Consider the following 20,441-nt stretch of genomic DNA (forward strand, 5'->3'; position numbering starts at 1 on the left):
CATGAGTTGGGATTTAGTTAAAGCTTGTACTGTGGCGATCGCCACTCCGGAAAATAGCATTCGGGGTACAGGCTTTTTCATCTCAACACAAGGACACTTACTTACCTGCGCCCATGTAGTTGAAGAGACTGGCGGTTGGGAAAACGTGCGAGTCAATGGGCAAAGGGTGGAGTTGGTTTATTTAGGCGATCGCACTGGCGATGATTTTGCCATCTTGCAATTACCTGGTTATCAGGGTGATTCAGTCCCCCTAGCTTTTAATTTTCAGCCAATGGATCGATTTTTGTCTATTGGTTATGGGCGTTTGGATTTTCCGCAAGGCGCTTCGATTGATGGCACAATCACTGATGTGAATCCCCAGTTTGAATTTAGCAACTTACCAATGTTGCGGTTGCGAGTTAAAGCGAATTCGCAACAAGTGCAAGGTGGGTATAGTGGTTCGCCTGTATTTAATGCGGAAACTCAGCGAGTTATTGGCATAATTGCTGCTTACGACAATACAGAAGGTGCATTGGCTTTACCACTAGCCACGATAAAACAAAAATGCTCAAATTTGTCAATATTTCTGGATATTAATCAGAATGTACCACCGTTGCCACCAAATAGCGACAGCGCCAGAGTTTTTATTAGCTATCGCAGTCAAGACCCAGATTTGAGCCTTGCCCAACATTTTTATGAAGCCATCAAAGCAGCTGGACATGAAGCATTTATGGCGGGTGAGAGTATTCGCTTAGGGGAAAACTGGCCCCAGCGCATTGATAGAGAATTAGAACGGTGTGATTATTTTCTGCTGCTGTTGTCTCCACAATCAGCAACTAGTGAGATGGTGACAGAAGAAGTAAGAAGGGCAAAACAGTTACAGGATGTGCGTCCTGAGCATAAACCAGTAATTTTGCCAATTCGCGTCAATTTTCCCTTAAGTTCACCACTAAATTATGATTTACGGGGTTATTTAAGTCAGATTCAGCAGCGAGAGTGGAAATCGCCTGCTGATACTTCAAAGATTTTGCCAGAAATATTGAGTTTGTTGGCGGGTAGCCAAGACCTTGAAGACCTCACCCCCTCAATCCCCCTCTCCGCAAGCACAGAGGGGGAGGTCGTCGTCCTTCATCCTTCAGATCCACCCCTACCAGTTGCAGAACCAGAATTACCAGAAGGACAGGTAGATTTAGCTTCGGAATTTTATATTGAACGTCCCCCAATCGAATCTCGCTGCTACGAAGCAATTTTGAAGCCAGGATCTCTGATTCGGATCAAAGCACCGCGACAGATGGGTAAAACCTCACTCATGGCGCGGATTCTCCATCATGCTTCACAACAGAGTTGTTTAACTGTTCCTTTGAGCTTTCAGTTAGCAGACGGAAAAGTTTTTGCCGATTTAGATAAATTTCTCCAGTGGTTTTGTGCCAGCGTGGGGCGACGGCTGAGGATATCTAACAAGCTAGGGGATTACTGGGACGATATTTTTGGCAGTAAAGATAACTGCACTGCTTATTTTGAGGAGTATTTACTGGCACAAATCAACCAACCTCTTGTTTTGGGATTGGATGAAGTTGATTTGGTCTTCCAACATCGCGAAATAGCTGCTGACTTTTTTGGACTATTACGTGCTTGGCATGAGGACGGAAAAAATCGGGAGATTTGGAAAAGACTGCGGTTGGTAGTGGTGCATTCCACTGAAGTCTACATTCCAATGAATATCAATCAATCGCCCTTTAATGTAGGTTTGCCGATTGAATTACCAGAGTTTAACGCTCAACAAGTGCTGAATTTGGCACAAAGGCATGGACTCAATTGGAGTTCAACCCAAGTTGAGCAGTTAATGGCAATGGTGGGAGGGCATCCCTATTTGGTAAGAGTCGCACTTTATAACATTGCCCGACAAGATAATACCCTTGATTTGCTGTTACAAACAGCACCCACAGAAGCTGGGCTTTATAGTGACCATTTGCGACGGCATTTGTGGAATTTAGAACAACGTCCAGAATTAGCTGCTGCAATCAAGAAAGTAGTTGCTAATACTAGCCCAGTTCGCTTGGATTCGATAGAATGCTTTAAATTACTCAGTATGGGATTACTGCAACTGCAAGGAAATGATGTTACGCCTCGTTGCAATTTGTATCGTCAATATTTCCGCGATCGCCTGAGAGTTTAGATGATGAGTACAGAACATAATCTAGCCTACGAGTATCAAGTTGGGGGTAGTTTACCAATAAATGCCCCCAGTTATGTCAAGCGACAGGCAGACGAAGATTTGTATGAGGCATTAAAAGCTGGGGAATTTTGTTATGTGCTGAATTCGCGGCAGATGGGCAAGTCTAGCTTGCGAGTGCAAACAATGCAACGCTTGCAAAATGAAGGCATTGCTTGTGCAGCAGTTGACTTGACAAAAATTGGTAGTCAGCAAGTTACACCAGATCAGTGGTATGCGGGTGTAGTGCGTATTTTGGTGAGTAGTTTTGAGCTTTCAAACAAGTTTAATTTACGCAGTTGGTGGCGAGAACACGATCATCTTTCTCCGGTACAACGATTAAGTGAATTTATCGAAGAAGTTCTGCTAGTTGAGATATCTGAATCAATTGTGATTTTTGCAGATGAAATCGACAGTATTCTCAGCTTGAACTTTTCGAGTGACGATTTTTTTGCTTTGATCCGAGACTGTTATAACCAGCGTGCTGATCAGCCAAAATACAAGCGCATCACCTTCGCATTGTTGGGAGTAGCCACACCCTCAGATTTAATTCAAGATAAAAAGCGTACACCTTTTAATATTGGCCAAGCAATTGAATTAAAAGGCTTTGATTTGCAAGAAGTTCAGCCTTTAATTGATGGATTGGTGAACAAAGTCAATAATCCTCAAGTAGTGATGCAAGAAATTTTGTTTTGGACAGGTGGGCAGCCATTTCTCACCCAAAAGCTTTGTCATCTTGTTCTTACTAACATGGAGATTTCAGCTATAGAAAAGCTGGTGCGCGTACACATTGTTAAAAATTGGGAATCTCAAGATGAACCAGAGCATTTGAAAACGATACGCGATCGAATTTTCAGGGATGAGCAATATACTGGTAGATTATTAGGAATTTATCAACAAATTTTACTTCTAGGAGAAGTTGCAGCTTATGAAATTTACGAACAGATGGAATTGAGGCTATCTGGTTTAGTTATTAAAAAGCATGGAAATTTAATGCTTTATAACCAAATTTATAAAGCTGTTTTTGATCAAAACTGGGTTAATAAAGCTTTATCTCAGTTACGTCCCTATGGAGAATCAATTATCGCCTGGTTAGATTCTAATTGTCGGGATGAATCACATCTGTTACATGGTAAAGCATTGCAAGATGCACAAATCTGGGCATCAGGTAAAAGTTTAAGTGATCAAGATTATCAATTTTTAGCTGCTAGCCAAGAATTGGATAAACAAAACTTTAAATTTGCGTTAGAAGCTGAAATACAAGCCAAGCAAATATTGGCTGAAGCACGAAAAAAAGCAGAATTAGCTTTACAAGAAGAGAAAAAAGCAAATCAACGATTAACTGCAACACAAAAGAAAATCAAATATTCTATTCGTATAGGCTTTGCTGGAGTAGTTTTGATCTCACTTATTGCAGGTATAGCTCTTAAAAAGTTACAGCAAACCCTTGATGTTGCAAAATCAGACCTCAATAAAGCCGAAAGCCAGAAGCGAAATTTAGAACATGATAAACAAAATGAACAAATAAAACTACAGTTATCCACTAATTTATTAATATCTGTAAGGCAAAAATATAATAACGAAAAACAAAGAATTCAAGCACAAATTCAAGAGTTTAGAAAAAAAGAAAAAGAGACTGAGCGTGTAAAAAAAATATTAGAAATAACTAAAACAAGATTAATAAAAAGTAAGAGAGAGTTAGAAAAAGAAATAAAACGATTACAATCCGAAAAAATACAAACAGATTATAAACTGGAAAATATGATAGAACTTTTGGAATTGATTAGCCGTATTAATTATTCAACTAATCATATTACCAGTGCAGAAATACCTAAAAACTCCGAAATGTCATCCACGTTTATAGCAAGCCCATATATCAACAAAAACACTGAATATGGTGTATGTAACAAGTTAGAAAGTCATGTGATTAAGGGTTACTTAGTTAGAGTCAAGAATAATAGCAGTATCGTTCTAGAAAAAATTGAAAAGATACAAAGAGGAGCATTCAGAGTGCTGTTCGATGGTAAAAATTATTTGATATATGCAGGTAAATTTGATAATGAAGAAGATGCAAAAGAGCGCGTAAAACAATTAGAATCACAACAAATTAGTGCAGAAATAGTACCAATATCTCCTGAAGATAAACCTAATGAACTAATAGATAATCGGAGTCTTCTCGAAAGAGGCGACCAAGGCCCTTCTGTTAGAAATTTACAACAAAAGTTGAAAAGAGCAGGTTTTTATCAAGCCCCTATTACTCAAATCTATGACTTTTCCACGGAAGATGCAGTCCGGCGTTTCCAAAAAGTAGCTGGGTTAACTGTGGATGGCATCGTTAGCATAACTACTCTACAAAAATTAGAAAGCTGGGGGTGTCCAAAGGGTTCCAGTATCAAAACACAAAGCAGCGACACACAAACTAGCAAGCGCAGCAATCCCAATTACCTTGTGAAAGGTGATGAAGGTGAATCTGTCAGAGTTTTACAAGAAAGATTGCAAGTTGCTGGATTTTACTATGGTAACCCCACGGGCATCTTTGGCCCAATTACAGAAGAGGCTGTGAAAAGATTCCAAACAGCTTATAACCTAGATGCTGATGGTGTGGTTGGCCCAGCAACAATGAGAAAATTACCACCCCTTGGTGTTGGTCATGGTGAGGATGCTCCCAAAGCAGTAGCTGATCGCGATAAATTACGTATGGGCGATCGCGGTGAACGAGTTCGTGTTCTGCAAGATCACTTGATCAAAGCCGGCTATTTACAGGGAGAACCAAATGGCTACTTTGGCCCCAATACCGCAGATGCTGTGCGCCGATTTCAAGCCGCTAATTATTTAGCACCTAGTGGTATAGCTGGCCCAACTACCAGAGCCAAGTTATATAGCTTAGTGACTAATACTCCTAAGAGTGAGTTTAGTGTATTAGAATTGCAAAGATGGCTACAAGAACGTGGATTTTATAAAGGTCAACTTAACGGTGTAATAACAGATGACACCACAAAAGCAATTAGACAAGCTCAGGAATTTTACGGTATTAGTCTCAAAGACATAAGAAGCGGAAGATTTTAACTTCAATAAGGAAACAAGGTTATTTAGATAGCTGCGATCGCACTCTCAACACAAAACAGGGGATCGCTTATTCTCCAGCAGTGAGATTATCTAAGAGTTGCTGAAATTCTGATGTGGAAGGAATTGCGATCGCACTCTCATCACAAAACAGGCGATCGCTTATTCTCCAGTAGTAAGATTATCTAAGAGTTGCTGAAATTCTCATGTGGAAGGAATTGCGATCGCATTCTCAGCACAAAACAGGCGATCGCTTATTCTCCAGCAGTGAGATTATCTAAGAGTTGCTGAAATTCGGCTGTAGAAGGAATTGCGATCGCTCTTTTATGAAGTGTCTTTAATACCGATGGTTCTTCTATAGCATTGATAGCTTCCACAATAGCAGTTGGCACTTCTCCAAAGCGGGTTTCGAGAACTTCAATCACGCTTTCTCTAGCATTTTCGACAATACCTTCTTCTTTTGCTAGACGTTCAATACTAGTTACGTACCGCATTCTATTTGTCTCCTCGTAATTTCTCACTACTGTTTTGAAACTACTTGCCAATTCTTTTGGCAAAACCATCACCCAGTCTATAAACCGAAATAATTCTTGAATATCTTGTCGGCTATATCCCCTTTCAAAAAGACTTCTGACTAGGCTTAGTTTCCACTGTAGCCGACTTTCTGGGTTTCGTTGTGTTGCTTTGGTTTTGAGATGCGCCATCACAATTATCCCAAAGGGATTGGTGGTTTGCTCTAGGGTTTCCCAAGTTTGTTCATAGTCCAATAACTTCGCTATGGGAAACTCTAAGCTGACGCGACATCCCCCCAGTTCATAGCTGTAGCTGGAAGGTCGCCAATTTGCTTGTTCATCGGCTAATACCGCCAAGCTGATGACTCGCTTTTTATGGCGGTCAAACAAGCGGTAATTGTAGGTGTACATCCGTTCAGCAAATTGGCTGTCATATTGTCCCTGAACTTCTACGTGAACTAATACCCACGCTTCCTCACCGTCAAGTAACCAAACTTTGGCGACTTTATCAACGAAACGCCGCCCAATTTCCGCATTAGGTTCTAGCTGTTGCAGTTCTGTGTCCAGAAATTCATAAGGTCGCGTCCAGTCGATCGCGTCGTAAGCTAGGGTAAAAAAGAATTCCAGAAAGCGGGGAAAATATAGCTCAATGATTTCTTTCCAAGGACTATCGTAATCGGTAGATTGCTCGGTCATGCACTAAAACAAAAAGTATCTTTGCGCCATTGGTAAAATTGTCGCAGGTTCACAAACCAACAATTCGCCATCAGCCCTAACTTCATAGGTTTCTGGATCTACTTCAATCTGGGGTAGCGCATCATTTAGCTTCAAATCCCGCTTAGTTATTTGGCGTGTCCCGGAAACTGCTACGGCTGATTTTTTCAAACTAAACTGACTGGGAATCTCCCTTTCTAACGCCGCTTGGGAAACAAAAGTTAATGATGTGGCGTGACGCGCCCCTGCAAAGCTACCAAACATCGGTCGCATGTGTACTGGTTGCGGTGTGGGAATGCTGGCGTTAGCGTCGCCCATTTGCGACCATGCAATCATTCCGCCTTTAATCACTATCTCTGGCTTTACGCCAAAAAACGCTGGTCGCCACAAACACAAATCTGCAAGTTTCCCCTCTTCTACCGAGCCGACATACTGGGCGATCCCGTGGGTAATGGCTGGATTAATGGTGTATTTTGCGACATATCTTTTCGCTCGAAAATTGTCTGCCCTTTGCTCATTTCCTTGTGGGTTAAGGATTCCTCGTTGCACCTTCATTTTATGAGATGTCTGCCAGGTACGAATTATTACTTCTCCTACCCGCCCCATCGCTTGGGAATCGGAAGAAATCATGCTAAACGCGCCTAAATCGTGCAAAATATCTTCGGCGGCGATGGTTTCCCGACGGATACGAGACTCAGCAAAAGCGACATCTTCCGCGATCGCAGGATCGAGATGATGACATACCATCAACATATCCAAGTGTTCGTCTAAGGTGTTGAGGGTGTAAGGGCGTGTGGGGTTCGTGGAAGATGGGAGAACATTCGCCTCCCCACAAACTTTGATAATATCTGGTGCATGTCCTCCCCCTGCGCCTTCAGTATGGTATGTGTGGATAGCACGATTTTTAAAAGCTGCGATCGTATCTTCAACAAATCCGGCTTCGTTGAGGGTGTCGGTGTGAATTGCCACTTGTACATCATACTCATCGGCGACGCTGAGACAAGTGTCAATGGTTGCGGGAGTGGTTCCCCAGTCTTCATGCAGCTTTAACCCCATTGCACCAGCTTGTACTTGTTCCACAAGTCCTTGGGGTTGACTGGCGTTACCTTTACCTAAAAATCCTAAATTCACGGGAAACCCATCAGCCGCTTGCAACATCCGGTACATATTCCAAGGGCCAGGGGTACAGGTGGTGGCGTTTGTCCCTGTAGCGGGGCCTGTACCGCCGCCAATCATGGTAGTTATTCCGGATGCGATCGCAACTTCTATCTGTTGCGGACAAATAAAATGGATGTGGGAATCCACACCTCCAGCCGTGAGAATCATCCCTTCCCCAGCTAAAGCTTCGGTTCCGGGGCCGATAATAATATCGACATTATTTTGAATATAAGGATTTCCCGCTTTACCGATTTTAAATATTTTGCCGTCTTTAATCCCAATATCGGCTTTAACTACACCCCACCAATCCAGAATTAAAGCATTTGTAATGACTAAATCTACAGCACCATCGGCGTTAGAAATGGGGGATTGTCCCATTCCATCGCGGATAACTTTACCGCCACCAAATTTCACTTCGTCGCCATAGGTGGTGAAATCTTGTTCAACTTCAATAAATAATTCTGTATCAGCAAGTCGGACGCGATCGCCTACTGTCGGCCCATAGGTTTCTGCATAAGCACGGCGATCCATTCTGTAAGGCATAATGCCACTCCTGGTAATGGTGTTGATTTAAATATTTTTCAGCAACCTGAAGAAGCTAAGTGAGAATTTTTGTATAGCTTGATATTTTCCGATGACGGTTAATTTAGAGAAATAAATATTAATTTACGAAACTGAAATTAATAGAAAGGAAGAATATTTAGGTAATTTACTCAAAAAAATCGGTATAAATACAGATTAGAATGCAATATTTACACGGGTAAGCTAAGAAAGCAGGTTTAGTCTGCATTATCTAGAGTTACATGTAAACCTTAATTAGATTCAACATTCAATTATATGTTACTTGAAGCACTATTTGCTGCTGGTACTACCGTCCTCAGAGAGTTTGTGAGATGTACTGCCGTAGAGGTTATTCGTCATACCGTAAAGGTCATTCGTAATTGGACTAACTCCCGCAGCAAAAAAGAATCTTCAAATCAACATACAAGTAGTTCTTATAGTAATAAGACTGCGAAAGATGTAACTGAGGAAATTGAGATAGTTGATGCCGAGGTTGTTGAACTCGAACGTAAGGAAAGACGTGACGGACGTATACCCCAGCGAGATCAAGAACGCAAGCAAGAACTAGAGCTTTTACGAACTGATAAATTTAACGAATATCAAGAACTTAAATCTGAAGAAATTGCTGAAGAACAATCTGCAAGTCCTGAAAACTACGAAACCTCCAATTTAGGAAGTGATAAGGTTCATATACTGCAATTTCATATGGGTCAAGTTGTTTTAGATAAAAAATGCAGTTGTGGAAAATCGATGATTTTGCAGTCCCAAAAGCGTCTTGATGGTAGTCTTTACCAACTTAGTGACTTTTTTTGGTCTTGTACTGGTTTCTACAATAATAACCTGCCTCTACAATGCAAAAAAACAAAGAGCTTTACAGCTAAAGATGTAGGCTTTCTTCATAAGTCTGATATTTTTGAATTTCAAGTTTCTAACCAACAACTTTCTACAATCTTTCATGATACATCTGTAAAGAAAGCAACAATCTCTCGCATCAAGTCACATCTGAAAGAAAAGGATGATGAAATACTTTGTCCAGTGCATCATATACCCATGATTTTACGAGAAAAATTTAATCATTCAGGTGTTGCTCTAGATATGTTTTTTCTCGCATGTCCTCATACTGGATGCCAGCAAATTGTTAAGTTAAAATCACCTGCCCAATTGGCCGCCTACTTGAAACGGAGAGAAGGGCGCGGAATTATTTAGAATTTTCTATGTAATTTATCTGTATGATTTTTAAAACACATAAGGCAGCGCATATGTTTAGAGACTTCCGTTAATTTTGGCGTTGAAGCCATAGACTTGACGAGTACCAACCAAGGGAACTAAGGTTACTTCTTTTTCATCCCCTGGTTCAAAGCGAACTGCTGTACCTGCGGGAATATCGAGGCGCATTCCTCTCGCTTGTTCTCTATCAAAACTTAAGGCTGAGTTAACTTCAAAAAAATGAAAATGTGAACCAACTTGTATGGGGCGATCGCCTGTATTTCCTACTAGGAATTTAATAGTTTCACGCCCAGCATTCAATTCAATTTCTCCATCTAACGGAATAATTTCCCCAGGAATCATACCTTACTCCCTTACAAATTAACGAATCGGATTATGCACCGTTACCAACTTTGTCCCATCAGGAAAAGTTGCTTCAACCTGCACCTCATGCACCATTTCCGGCACACCTGACATCACATCATCTCGCGTTAACAAAGTAGTGCCATAACTCATCAATTCCGCCACAGTTTGCCCATCTCTAGCACCTTCTAAAATCGCAGCAGAAATATAAGCAACTGCTTCTGGATAATTTAATTTCAAACCTCTATTTTTACGTCTCTCTGCCACTAAAGCAGCAGTAAAAATTAACAACTTATCTTTTTCCTGCGGCGTAAGTTGCATTCTTCTCTCCCTCTTGGCGTTCTTGGCACGGCAGTTGCTACAACGGAGGGAACCTCCGCAACGCACTGCCTCGTTCTTGGCGGTTCATTCAAACCTGCCAAACTCTAGGTACACAGCTACCACGACTCAAAAAATTAACCCGTAGCATCTGCCAAACAGACGTAAACCAGTTTCGCACCTCAGATGACGAAGCACCGCGATATCTACATAAAAGTCCATGTTGTAGTCGCGACACCCCCACCTCTCCTGCACCATCCCATAAATTGCGGGCTTTTGCCACTATTTCTGAGTCAACTGGATTACCCACCCAAACTAGACTACCCACTATTGGTTGTCCAGCCAAGCCGTGGGGACTGTGAAAAACCTCTTCGCTACCGGGTAAATATTGGCGATCAATCCACAAGGGTACACCTTGCTGCCAAATTTCGGTATGCGATCGCCATTCTCCTTGCAAAAACTTTTCTCCTCTAGCACTGCGCCCTAATCTGGTAATTTCCCAGCCTAACCAACTGGCTTCGGTTGCTAATTCTACCCGTAAATCTTGCCGATAAATCGCACTGTTAAACAAAATTGTTTCTTGGGGTAACCACTCCAAACAAGCGCCAGCATCTACTTTGATATCGATAATTTGTCTAGCTTGCTGTCCGTTGCTGCGGTAGATTTTACTTGCTGCGGCTGTAGTGATTAATGCTTGGGCTTGGGGTTGGAGATGAAAATTGAGAGAAAGGCGATCGCCTCCCACAACTCCCCCAGCTGTATGTAAAATGACGCTATGACAGACTTTTTCACCTTCTGGATAAAATGGACGCTGTACTTTTAGCGGTGCTTGCTGGTGATTGTAAATTAGCTGGGTGGTATTTTTGCGATCGGCGTAGACTAAATTAAGTTTGCCATGCCAAGTATTAACAGTTTCTTGTTCGAGAATTTCACTCATAATTTTGTCTAGCAGCAGGGATAATATCTCAGCGATTTAATAACACAAAAAAACAGCCGCCTCCGCAAGGGAAGCAGCTGTTTTGACAAATAGGGGGCTAGAAAGTATTAGTAATCGAAGTCTCCGCCACCCATACCGCCGCCACCAGCAGGTGCAGCGTCTTTAGGTTCAGGCTTATCAACTACAATGCATTCGGTTGTCAACACCATACCAGCGATGGAAGCTGCGTTTTGCAGTGCAGAACGAGTTACCTTAGCAGGGTCAACGATACCAGCATCAAACAAGTCAACGAATTCGTTGGTAGCAGCGTTGTAGCCAACGTTGAATTCTTTTTCTTTCACACGTTCAGCAATTACAGCGCCGTTTTGACCTGCGTTTTCAGCAATTCTCTTCAAAGGAGCAGGTAAAGCACGAGCAACAATCAACGCACCGGTTAATTCTTCACCGGAGAGGTTGCTGTTAGCCCATTCTTCCAGTTGAGGAGTTAAGTGAGCGAGGGTTGTACCACCACCGGGAACGATACCTTCTTCTACAGCAGCCTTAGTAGCGTTGATAGCGTCTTCTAAGCGCAGCTTCTTGTCCTTCATTTCGGTTTCAGTAGCTGCACCGACTTTCACAACTGCAACACCACCAGCCAACTTAGCTAGGCGTTCTTGCAGTTTTTCTTTGTCGTAGGAAGATTCGGTTTCTTCAATTTGACGACGGATTTGGTCAATCCGAGCCTTAACAGCAACTTCGTTACCTTCAGCAACAATTGTGGTGTTGTCTTTGGTAATGGTGATGCGGCGGGCTTTACCTAAGCTATCTAGCTTGGTGTTATCCAGCTTCAAGCCAGCATCTTCGGTGATCAGTTGACCGCCGGTGAGGATAGCGATATCTTCCAGCATAGCTTTGCGGCGATCGCCAAATCCAGGAGCCTTAACAGCAGCTACGTTCAGCACACCACGCAGGCGGTTAACTACCAAAGTTGCCAAAGCTTCTTTTTCAATATCTTCAGCAATGATTACTAAAGGACGACCAGCACGCGCTACTTGCTCAAGTACGGGTACGAGGTCTTGTACCAAAGCGATTTTCTTATCGGTTAATAGGAGGAAAGGCTCATCGAAGACAGCTTCCATCCGTTCTGCATCGGTTGCAAAGTAAGGAGAGATATAGCCTTTGTCAAAGCGCATCCCTTCGGTGATTTCCAATTCGGTGGTCATGGATTTCCCTTCTTCTAGGGAAATTACGCCTTCCTTACCTACCTTATCCATTGCTTGGGCAATCATCTGACCGACTTCTTCGTCGTTACCAGCAGAGATTGAACCTACTTGAGCAATAGCTTTGGAATCTTCTACAGGACGAGCGTGTTCGGCAATTTTGTCTACTAAGAAATTAGTAGCTTTGTCAATACCGCGCTTCAACAAAATTGCATTTGCGCCAGCAGCAACGTTGCGTAAGCCTTCCTTAACGATCGCGTGAGCTAAAACGGTAGCTGTGGTGGTACCATCACCCGCAGCATCGTTAGTCTTAGAAGCAGCTTGGCGAATTAAAGATACGCCAGTGTTTTCAACGTGGTCTTCTAATTCAATTTCTTTGGCAATGGTGACACCATCATTGACGATTTGGGGTGCGCCAAATTTTTTCTCTAGCACGACGTTACGACCTTTAGGGCCAAGGGTAACTGCCACAGCTTCTGCTAGAATGTCCATGCCTCGCTCAAGGGCGCGACGGGCGTTTTCGTTGTAGATAATGCGCTTTGCCATAGGTGTCTAATTGAGGGAGTAAGTCAAGTAAATCAAGTTTGTCTGTAAATTTTGGTCATAGATCTTGGGGAATGGGGCACGATCGCCATGCCACAGCTTCCAAGACCTAATTAGCTCACAACTGCTAAAATATCTTTTTCAGAAAGCAGGACGTACTCTTCAGTGCCTAGCTTGACATCAGTGCCAGCATACTTAGAGTAAAGAACTTTGTCACCGACTTTGATTTCGAGTTCTTGACGAGAACCGTCATCATTGCGCTTACCAGGGCCAAGGGCGACTACTTCACCTACTTGGGGCTTTTCCTTAGCGGTATCGGGCAAATATAGACCACCTGCGGTCTTTTCTTCGGAGGCGCTCACTTTCACGAAAACGCGATCGCCTAATGGTTTAACTGTAGAAACGCTTAAAGATATTGCTGCCATATTAATTTTCTCCAGAGTTAGCACTCTCAACTCCTGAGTGCTAATTTACCGAAGACCAGCGTACAATGGCAACATTTCCTTGTGTACGGGTTCCCGAACTAGGGGCAGAGGAGCAGGGGGGACAAGGAGGACAAGGGAGCAAGAGTAAATCACAAATCCCTACGCTCCATCACAAATGACAAAATGACAAAATGACAAAATGACAAATTACCCAATACTCAATGCCCAATGCCCCATGCCCAATAGCCACTTATCGATACTCTTCAAACATATACTTAAGTATAAATACTTATTTATTGTAAAACTTCAGGTTCTGTTTCTTAAGTTACGAATATTTTTATATCAACAAATTTATTTGCAAAGCTAGGAAATTGTTATAGAACTGTAATCAGGGAGCCGCTCGATGAGTGACAATACAGTGATCCAGTGCAGCCATAAAATCCCCAAAACCACTCAATTTCTAGACAATAAAGCTTGGCCTAATTGTGTAGAAACTGTAGGAATTGCAAAGATTCAAAGACATATTTCCCTTTGTCCTGAACAGACAGTTAGCCACTGCTGCTCAAAACAAGCTAGTCTGGAATCCGGGGAATACTTAAAAAGGCGATTGCCCAAGCCCAAGCTATATCAGTCGCTAAACAGTAATCCCACTTGTACCTTTACCTTGAAAACTCAAGTCAATAGCTTGCGGGTTTCTGGTTCTAGACCGATAATGGTGGTTTACCCGGATGGTGTCTGGTATCTTCAAGCAAATCAGGAAGCGATCGAGCGGATCGCCCAAACACTTGATAGGCAATAAGGTGGTGGAAGAATATGCATTTTTAACCCATCGGTTGCCAGAAACTTCTCTGGTTGCTTGTGAATATCCGATCGCGGCTTAACATCCGAAGGATTTCGTAAAGTAGTAAGCGCTCTGAAGCGGTGGTTGGTTTTGAGCTAGGGTCATCTTCAGCCAATACTGATCTTGTGAATCGGAAGGATTATTATTTAATCAGCATTTTTTCACCCGCCACTTTCAAAGCGATATATAATAACGCATTATAATTACTACTGCTCTACGTATCCTTACTGGACTAACGCCTATAAGTTAGTAGTTTCCTAAACAGTGGTTTTCACTGGTAAAACTTCCGACAAGTACTAGGCAAGTTAAGTGGGAAAGACAACATCTCAAATAATCCACCATAGAGGATAAATATACAAGACCTTGATGGACCGAAGCGCGACAAGTGCCACTGCTATGAAAGAGCCCAGCATGAAAGATCACAAACGACTTCTACTGATTGATGATGACCCTAACCTCATCTTGCTGGTGAAGGATTACTTGGAATTCCGGGGATATGAAGTCATCACCGCCGAAAACGGAAGAGAAGCTCTAGAAATTTTAGAGCATGATGTTCCAGATATGATTATCTGCGACGTGATGATGCCGGAAATGGACGGATACACTTTTGTAGAACAAGTCCGGCAAAATGAACGTACTAGCTGGATTCCTGTTCTATTCCTTTCAGCTAAGGGACAAAGCGCAGACCGAGTTAAAGGTCTCAATAAAGGTGCTGACGTTTATATGGTCAAGCCCTTTGAACCAGAAGAACTCGTAGCGCAAGTAGAATCTTCCCTGAAGCAAACTATCCGTTGGAAAGAACACCAAGCAAAAGGAGGGGAAAATGGTTCCCGCATCCAGGTTCCCTTCGATGTACAGCTAACTCCTACCGAACTGAAAGTAGTACAGTTTGTGGCTAGGGGTTTAGCTAACCGAGAAATTGCTGAAGAATTAAATGTCAGTCAGCGTACCGTTGAAAGCCATGTGTCCAATATGTTGGGCAAAACCAATCTCCATAACCGCACTGAACTAGCGCGGTGGGCGATTGAAAATCAAATGGCGTAAATAGCTATCAGCATTCAGCCGTCAGCTTTTAACTGTATACTTGACTGCTGATAGCTGATAGTTTACCTTGGTATCCTTCTGCTCACAAGATGAATTAGCGATAAAATCTCAACCTAATTTGTACAACTTTTGCATCTAATTCCCAGATTGATAACTTATGAATTGTGAAGCTGAAGATTAAATTTCCTAATTGCTACTTCATAATTCATAACTCACAATCGAGTCTTAGTTCCCTGAATCTGGCAACTCTACCATTTTGATGAAATACAATGCGGAATCCTCACCCGCACTATCAATTTTTGGGTAAAATTGGTGAGTTTGCCTGTGGACTGTTATTAGTATTTTCTGGCTCACAAATTGATAATTCTCTCTGCTTTGATTAATTCACGGCCTTTGACTTAGGGCAAGCTTGATGGATGATACAAATTTGCCCCAGATTGGCTGAAATGATGATGGAGAGATATGACAATTATCGATAGGTAGCACTTGCTTGTTTATATCTGAGTTAAGGTCAGCATCGCCTCATTTTACTGCACCATAAATATAAACTAATCACCCCTCAACAAAGTAGGGGTGATTTTCATATTTATCTCTCACAGAGGAGGACACTTGCATGGGCGGCTTTGCCAACTTGAGCAAAGTGTCCTTAGTGCAAAGACGTAGAGAAAATAGGGAATTTTTGTTGCTTTATGTATCCTCTTACTTTACGCCTTTGCGGCTTGTACGAAATTAAAACTCCGCATTTTGCGGGGTACGAGGGAAGGGTATGACATCCCGAATATTTCCCATTCCCGTCATAAATTGCACAAGTCTTTCAAAACCTAAGCCAAAACCTGCATGGGGAACTGTACCGTAACGCCGCAAATCAAGATACCACCACAAATCTTCTGGTTTCATTCCTTGGGATATAACACGGCGTTCGAGAACATCTAAACGTTCTTCCCGTTGGGAACCGCCGATGATTTCGCCAATTTTCGGTGCAAGAATATCCATTGCACGCACGGTTTTTTCATCATCGCTGAGGCGCATATAAAAAGCTTTGATTTGCGCTGGGTAATCGGTAACAATCACAGGCTTTTTAAACAATTGTTCGGCTAAATAGCGTTCGTGTTCCGATTGTAAATCTAAGCCCCAACTCACAGGATAATCAAACTTCACATCGGCTTTTTCTAATAGCTTGATGGCATCTGTATAAGTCAGGCGTTCAAATTGATTATTAATAATATTTTCGGCTGTTGCTAATACAGAATTATCAATTCGTTGATTGAAAAATTCCATATCTTCTGGACATTTTACCAAGACATATTCAAATATATATTTGAGAAACGCCTCAGCTAAATCCATATCCTCTTCTAAATTGCAAAAAGCCATTTCTGGCTCAACCATCCAAAATTCTGCTAAGTGGCGGGAAGTGTTGGAGTTTTCGGCGCGGAAGGTGGGGCCAAAGGTGTAGACGTTACCAAACGCCATCGCCATGACTTCAGCTTCTAACTGTCCGCTAACGGTTAAATAGGTGGGTTTACCAAAAAAGTCTTGACTGTAATCTATGGCTTGGTTGTCTGTGCGGGGAATATTTTTTAAATCCAAGCTGGTGACGCTGAAAAGTTCACCTGCGCCTTCGCAATCGCTAGCGGTGATGATGGGCGTATGTACCCACAAAAAACCTCTTTCTTGGAAAAATTGGTGAATTGCGGCGGAACAAGCGTTACGAACGCGAAAAACTGCACCAAAGGAATTAGTACGCGATCGCAAATGTCCGATAGTACGCAAAAATTCAAAAGAGTGGCGTTTCTTTTGCAATGGGTATGTTTCGGGATCAGCTTCCCCGTAAACTTTCAGCTTCTCGGCTTTGAGTTCAATTCGCTGTCCTTTACCTTGGGAAGCGACTAAAACCCCAGCGACTTCTACCGCCGCACCTGTATTTAAATTTTTGATAGTAGTTTCGTAATCTGGTACATCCTCGTTAATCACAACTTGTAAATTAGCTAAGGATGAACCATCGTTAATTTCAATAAAAGCAAATCCCTTCAACTCGCGTTTTGTCCGCACCCAGCCTTGAACTAAGAGGGACTCATCAGGTTGACTACTACGTAATATTTCTGCAATCCGTCGGTTCAGCATCTTATACAACTTATTTTTAGCAACGTCAAGAATACGGAGATGAGGAAATCTTAACAATTATCCCCAGCTAAAATCATGCCACCTGCGACAACAGGAAACCCGCGCAACACAGTGACTACAAAATTGTCCGCTGGAGATCATCTTACGCAGGACTTTAATATCCAGCCTATGATAACGCCCATTCCTCCAAAGCGGACGGCTTGCCAGAAAGGTTTCTTGAAACTACGCCAAGAAAATAACTGGCTTTCTAGATTTATTTCTAGCACTTCCAACTGCTGTTTAATCTGCCGTAACTCGGCTTTGATTTCGGAGGTGGGGTTTTTAGATTGCTGTAAGTCTTGACGACGCTGTTGTAGTTGTAATTTATGTTCGCGATCGCTTTCTACTTGAGTGTAACGTTCTTTTAAGGAGACAAGCGATCGCTCTACTTCTTGCAGTTCTTGTGCAAATTCTGAGTCGGAATGTTCCTCTGGCGAAGAATGAGAAAACTGTTGAGGCGGCTTCATTTTGCAATAGTAAACTATGATTAAATGTGAGTCTGCCAATAGTCAATAGCCTAAATTTAGACTATCGACTCACTCAGAACTTAGCACTCAGCATTTAGTACTCAGCACTTAGAGTCATGTCTCAACCTACCCAGCTGCCCAAAACCAGTCAACTGAATGAATTTAGCACTTTGGAACTAGCCCAAGCGCTTATGGAGAGGCTCAGCATTTCCCCTAATGATTGGCATCGCCTCAAGTCTAACCGCAATTCTCGCGCACGAGAACAAGCAGCAGCCGCAATTGTCTTTCTTTTAAAAGATCAACCACAAGAAGCACTCGCTAGATTAGAACAAGCCACTGGTTGGTTAGATCGTTCTATTTCCGCACCCCCCTGTCCGAGTCATGGGGAGAAGAAGTCAGCCGAATAAGGGCGCAGAGGAAGCAGAGGAAGCAGAGGGGATGAAGGAGACAAGACAAAAATATCAATTTCCAAATCCTTCCCTATCGACGCAGAGATAGCCGAGGTCGAGTTTCTAGCTGTTTGCAAAGTCTTAATTCTGTGCCTTTGCGGTTCCATTCTACCTGATCGAAAATTTGATGGAGAAGACAAAGGCCTCGACCACTTTCTGCTTCGTCTGGTGGCAGATAGTCTACTGGATCGGTATCACAATCAGCATCAGCAGCGGGTGCAAAGCCTCTGCCTTGGTCTGATATTACCCACCAATATTGATTATCTATTAACGAAAAGCGAACTACAACTGTTTTACTAGGATCGAGATTATTGCCATGTTTGGCTGCGTTTACTAGAGCTTCTTGCAGCCCAAGGCGCAGTTCTGCTTGTAGTTGTTCGGGAATTTCTGCCAAGAGTAAATCTAAGATGGGACACAGGTACAGAGTTGAGGCAAAACTAATAGTGCCCCAATAACGTCCAACTGGACGGAGCGAGATGGTAATCACAAGAGAAACCCCATAGCTTTCAGTTAGCTAGACATCAGTTTGCTATTCAGGCACCCTGATAAAAGTTGAGGTGGTCATGTTGCCTTCAAACTTGCGTCTTTAAAACTAAATATTGAAAATGCTAGGGAGCATGGACTCCATTTATGAATGGTGATTGCTGAATATTTAAATCGGCTCAGAGAAAACTCTAAATACAGTCAGGAACTAAAAAATGCTGGGATTTATAAATAGCATTTTATGTTCTGTCTGCGGGTCGATTTGCCATTGAAACAATCTGTTTCATAATTTTTAGAGCCTATGCAACTTCAGTTTTTTAAAGAAATTCAAACTTATTTTTAGCTTAATTCAATTTTAGCATTTTTACTATGCAATAGACTACAAATTTAAAATTTGAGTTTTTTGTCAAGATGGTAGTACCCCTGTTTTAATGTGATAACACAAGAAATGCCGCTGCTTCTACATGAGAAGTTTGGGGGAAGAAATCCGCTGGCTGTACTCGTTTGAGCGTATAAAGCTTATCTTGGCAAAGTAATTGCAAGTCACGAGCTAGGGTAGATACTTTACAGCTGACGTAAACAATTCGGTATGGTTTCACTTGCCGTAAAGTTTCAATGACAGAGCGATCGCATCCTTTTCGGGGCGGATCAAGTAATACCACATCTGGTACATTTTCCATCTGTGGCAGCAATTTTTCTACTGCCCCAGTGTGGAAGCTGACATTATTAATTCCATTGCATTGCGCATTCAAAATTGCTTGTTGTACTGCCTCTGGCTGTACTTCTAGCCCGGTTGCCAAACGGACTTGTTTCGCCAAGGGCAAAGTTAAAGTGCCAATTCCACAGTAGGCATCCACCAACACCTCATACCCTTGGAGATTCAGCTCTGACTGAATTACTCCCAACAGTGCCTCTGCTGTTTCAGTATAAACCTGAAAAAACGTATCGGGTAGTATTTGGAATTCTAAATCAGCAAATTTTTCTCGCAAATATGCCATACCCGCAATACAGCGAGTCTCCCGGCCAAAAATTGCATTTGTGCGTGCAGAGTTGCGATTTAAGGACACTCCCACCAATTTGGGGTAGCGTTTTAACCATTCTTGGGCTTGGGCTTCGATTCCTGGTAAATTCCAGTCTTTGACAACCAAAGTCAGCAATATTTCCCCTGTACGCCGCCCAATACGTAACCCAAGATGGCGAATTTGCCCTTGGTGGCGTTGTTCGTGATAAATTTGCCAACCTCGATTTTGAATATCTTGCTTAACTTCCGCCAGTATGGGATTTAATCGCGAATCTTGGACGGGACATTGATTTAAGTTAATTAAATGGTGGCTAGCTTTTTGGTAGTAACCAGCTTGTACCTGTCCTGTAGCTGATTTATCTAGGGGATATGTAGCTTTGTTGCGATATCCCAAATCAGAGGGCGGGATCAGTACAGGATCTACGGGTGGTTGTTTAAACCCACCAATGCGTTCCAAGGCTTGAATAACTTGATTGCGCTTGGCCGCTAATTGAAACTCATAATTAATATGTTGCCATTGGCAGCCGCCACATTTATCAGCCACAATGCAACTAGGTCGTTGACGGTGGGGCGATGGTTGCAATAACTGTTGCAACTTACCATGAGCGTATTTCGGTTTAACATGTACCAACCGCACGATCGCGCGATCGCCTGGCACAGTATCAGGAATAAAAACTACGCGATCATCATATCTGCCGACACCATCACCAGTGTCGCTCAAATCCGCGATCGTCACTTCAATTAATTCACCCTGTTGCCAAATTGTATTAGTCATTAGTCAGTTGT

17 protein-coding genes are annotated in these 20,441 nt (G+C 42.4%); 6 read left to right on the plus strand and 11 right to left on the minus strand.

Features of this window, described 5'->3' with window-relative positions:
* The first annotated feature begins 1 nt into the window (after position 1).
* Both H6G41_RS20145 and H6G41_RS35225 read left to right on the plus strand, forming a co-directional pair.
* Positions 2-2,155 carry an AAA-like domain-containing protein gene (locus H6G41_RS20145; protein ID WP_190747955.1) on the plus strand — a complete coding sequence of 718 codons (2,154 nt, stop codon included), beginning with the start codon at positions 2-4 and terminating at the stop codon, positions 2,153-2,155.
* A 3-nt stretch (positions 2,156-2,158) separates the two neighbouring features.
* Entirely contained in the window at positions 2,159-5,257 is a 3,099-nt protein-coding gene (locus tag H6G41_RS35225) for a peptidoglycan-binding protein (protein ID WP_242037986.1), read from the plus strand.
* A gap of 251 nt (positions 5,258-5,508) precedes the next feature.
* Here H6G41_RS35225 and H6G41_RS20155 read toward each other — a convergent pair whose 3' ends face one another.
* Both H6G41_RS20155 and ureC read right to left on the minus strand, forming a co-directional pair.
* Complete coding sequence (locus H6G41_RS20155) at positions 5,509-6,462, minus strand: transposase (RefSeq protein ID WP_190747957.1); 954 nt, start codon at positions 6,460-6,462, stop codon at positions 5,509-5,511.
* 3 nt (positions 6,463-6,465) lie between these two features.
* Entirely contained in the window at positions 6,466-8,181 is a 1,716-nt protein-coding gene (ureC, locus tag H6G41_RS20160; RefSeq protein WP_190747958.1) for an urease subunit alpha, read from the minus strand.
* Positions 8,182-8,475: 294 nt separating this feature from the next.
* Here ureC and H6G41_RS20165 point away from each other — a divergent pair, with 294 nt between their 5' ends.
* A complete protein-coding gene (locus H6G41_RS20165; protein ID WP_190747959.1) occupies positions 8,476-9,405 on the plus strand; it encodes a hypothetical protein in 930 nt (309 codons plus the stop codon).
* 57 nt (positions 9,406-9,462) lie between these two features.
* On the opposite strand, the gene H6G41_RS20170 is transcribed toward H6G41_RS20165, so the two are convergent.
* From H6G41_RS20170 to groES, 5 genes are all read right to left on the minus strand, one after another.
* Positions 9,463-9,768: an urease subunit beta gene (locus H6G41_RS20170; RefSeq protein WP_190747960.1), complete on the minus strand. Its 306-nt coding sequence runs from the start codon at positions 9,766-9,768 to the stop codon at positions 9,463-9,465.
* Positions 9,769-9,786: 18 nt separating this feature from the next.
* Positions 9,787-10,089 (minus strand): urease subunit gamma, encoded by a 303-nt coding sequence (ureA, locus tag H6G41_RS20175; protein WP_190631969.1) that lies wholly within the window; start codon positions 10,087-10,089, stop codon positions 9,787-9,789.
* An 88-nt stretch (positions 10,090-10,177) separates the two neighbouring features.
* On the minus strand, positions 10,178-11,023 hold the full coding sequence (locus H6G41_RS20180; RefSeq protein WP_190747961.1) for an urease accessory protein UreD: 846 nt from the start codon (positions 11,021-11,023) through the stop codon (positions 10,178-10,180).
* A gap of 107 nt (positions 11,024-11,130) precedes the next feature.
* Positions 11,131-12,768, minus strand: a complete 1,638-nt coding sequence (groL, locus tag H6G41_RS20185; RefSeq protein WP_190747962.1) for a chaperonin GroEL — start codon at positions 12,766-12,768, stop codon at positions 11,131-11,133.
* 110 nt (positions 12,769-12,878) lie between these two features.
* Positions 12,879-13,190 carry a co-chaperone GroES gene (groES, locus tag H6G41_RS20190; protein ID WP_096644939.1) on the minus strand — a complete coding sequence of 104 codons (312 nt, stop codon included), beginning with the start codon at positions 13,188-13,190 and terminating at the stop codon, positions 12,879-12,881.
* 403 nt (positions 13,191-13,593) lie between these two features.
* On the opposite strand from groES, the gene H6G41_RS20195 reads away from it, so the two are divergent.
* The gene (locus tag H6G41_RS20195) at positions 13,594-13,989 is read left to right on the plus strand and encodes a ferredoxin (RefSeq protein ID WP_242037984.1); all 396 of its coding nucleotides are present in this window, start codon (positions 13,594-13,596) and stop codon (positions 13,987-13,989) included.
* Between the two features lie 408 nt (positions 13,990-14,397).
* Positions 14,398-15,075 carry a response regulator transcription factor gene (locus H6G41_RS20200; RefSeq protein WP_010997804.1) on the plus strand — a complete coding sequence of 226 codons (678 nt, stop codon included), beginning with the start codon at positions 14,398-14,400 and terminating at the stop codon, positions 15,073-15,075.
* A gap of 729 nt (positions 15,076-15,804) precedes the next feature.
* Here H6G41_RS20200 and asnS read toward each other — a convergent pair.
* Positions 15,805-17,196, minus strand: coding sequence for an asparagine--tRNA ligase (gene asnS, locus H6G41_RS20205; protein WP_190747963.1), 1,392 nt, complete (start codon positions 17,194-17,196; stop codon positions 15,805-15,807).
* 137 nt (positions 17,197-17,333) lie between these two features.
* Positions 17,334-17,702 carry a hypothetical protein gene (locus tag H6G41_RS20210; protein ID WP_190747964.1) on the minus strand — a complete coding sequence of 123 codons (369 nt, stop codon included), beginning with the start codon at positions 17,700-17,702 and terminating at the stop codon, positions 17,334-17,336.
* Between the two features lie 116 nt (positions 17,703-17,818).
* Here H6G41_RS20210 and H6G41_RS20215 point away from each other — a divergent pair, with 116 nt between their 5' ends.
* The gene (locus H6G41_RS20215; RefSeq protein ID WP_190747965.1) at positions 17,819-18,109 is read left to right on the plus strand and encodes a DUF6439 family protein; all 291 of its coding nucleotides are present in this window, start codon (positions 17,819-17,821) and stop codon (positions 18,107-18,109) included.
* Between the two features lie 73 nt (positions 18,110-18,182).
* Here H6G41_RS20215 and H6G41_RS20220 read toward each other — a convergent pair whose 3' ends face one another.
* Both H6G41_RS20220 and rlmD read right to left on the minus strand, forming a co-directional pair.
* Entirely contained in the window at positions 18,183-18,638 is a 456-nt protein-coding gene (locus H6G41_RS20220) for an ATP-binding protein (protein ID WP_190747966.1), read from the minus strand.
* A gap of 424 nt (positions 18,639-19,062) precedes the next feature.
* Positions 19,063-20,430, minus strand: a complete 1,368-nt coding sequence (gene rlmD / locus H6G41_RS20225; protein WP_190747967.1) for a 23S rRNA (uracil(1939)-C(5))-methyltransferase RlmD — start codon at positions 20,428-20,430, stop codon at positions 19,063-19,065.
* Between the last annotated feature and the right edge of the window lie 11 nt (positions 20,431-20,441).

The organism is Tolypothrix sp. FACHB-123 (genome assembly GCF_014697075.1).
GTDB lineage: Bacteria > Cyanobacteriota > Cyanobacteriia > Cyanobacteriales > Nostocaceae > Aulosira.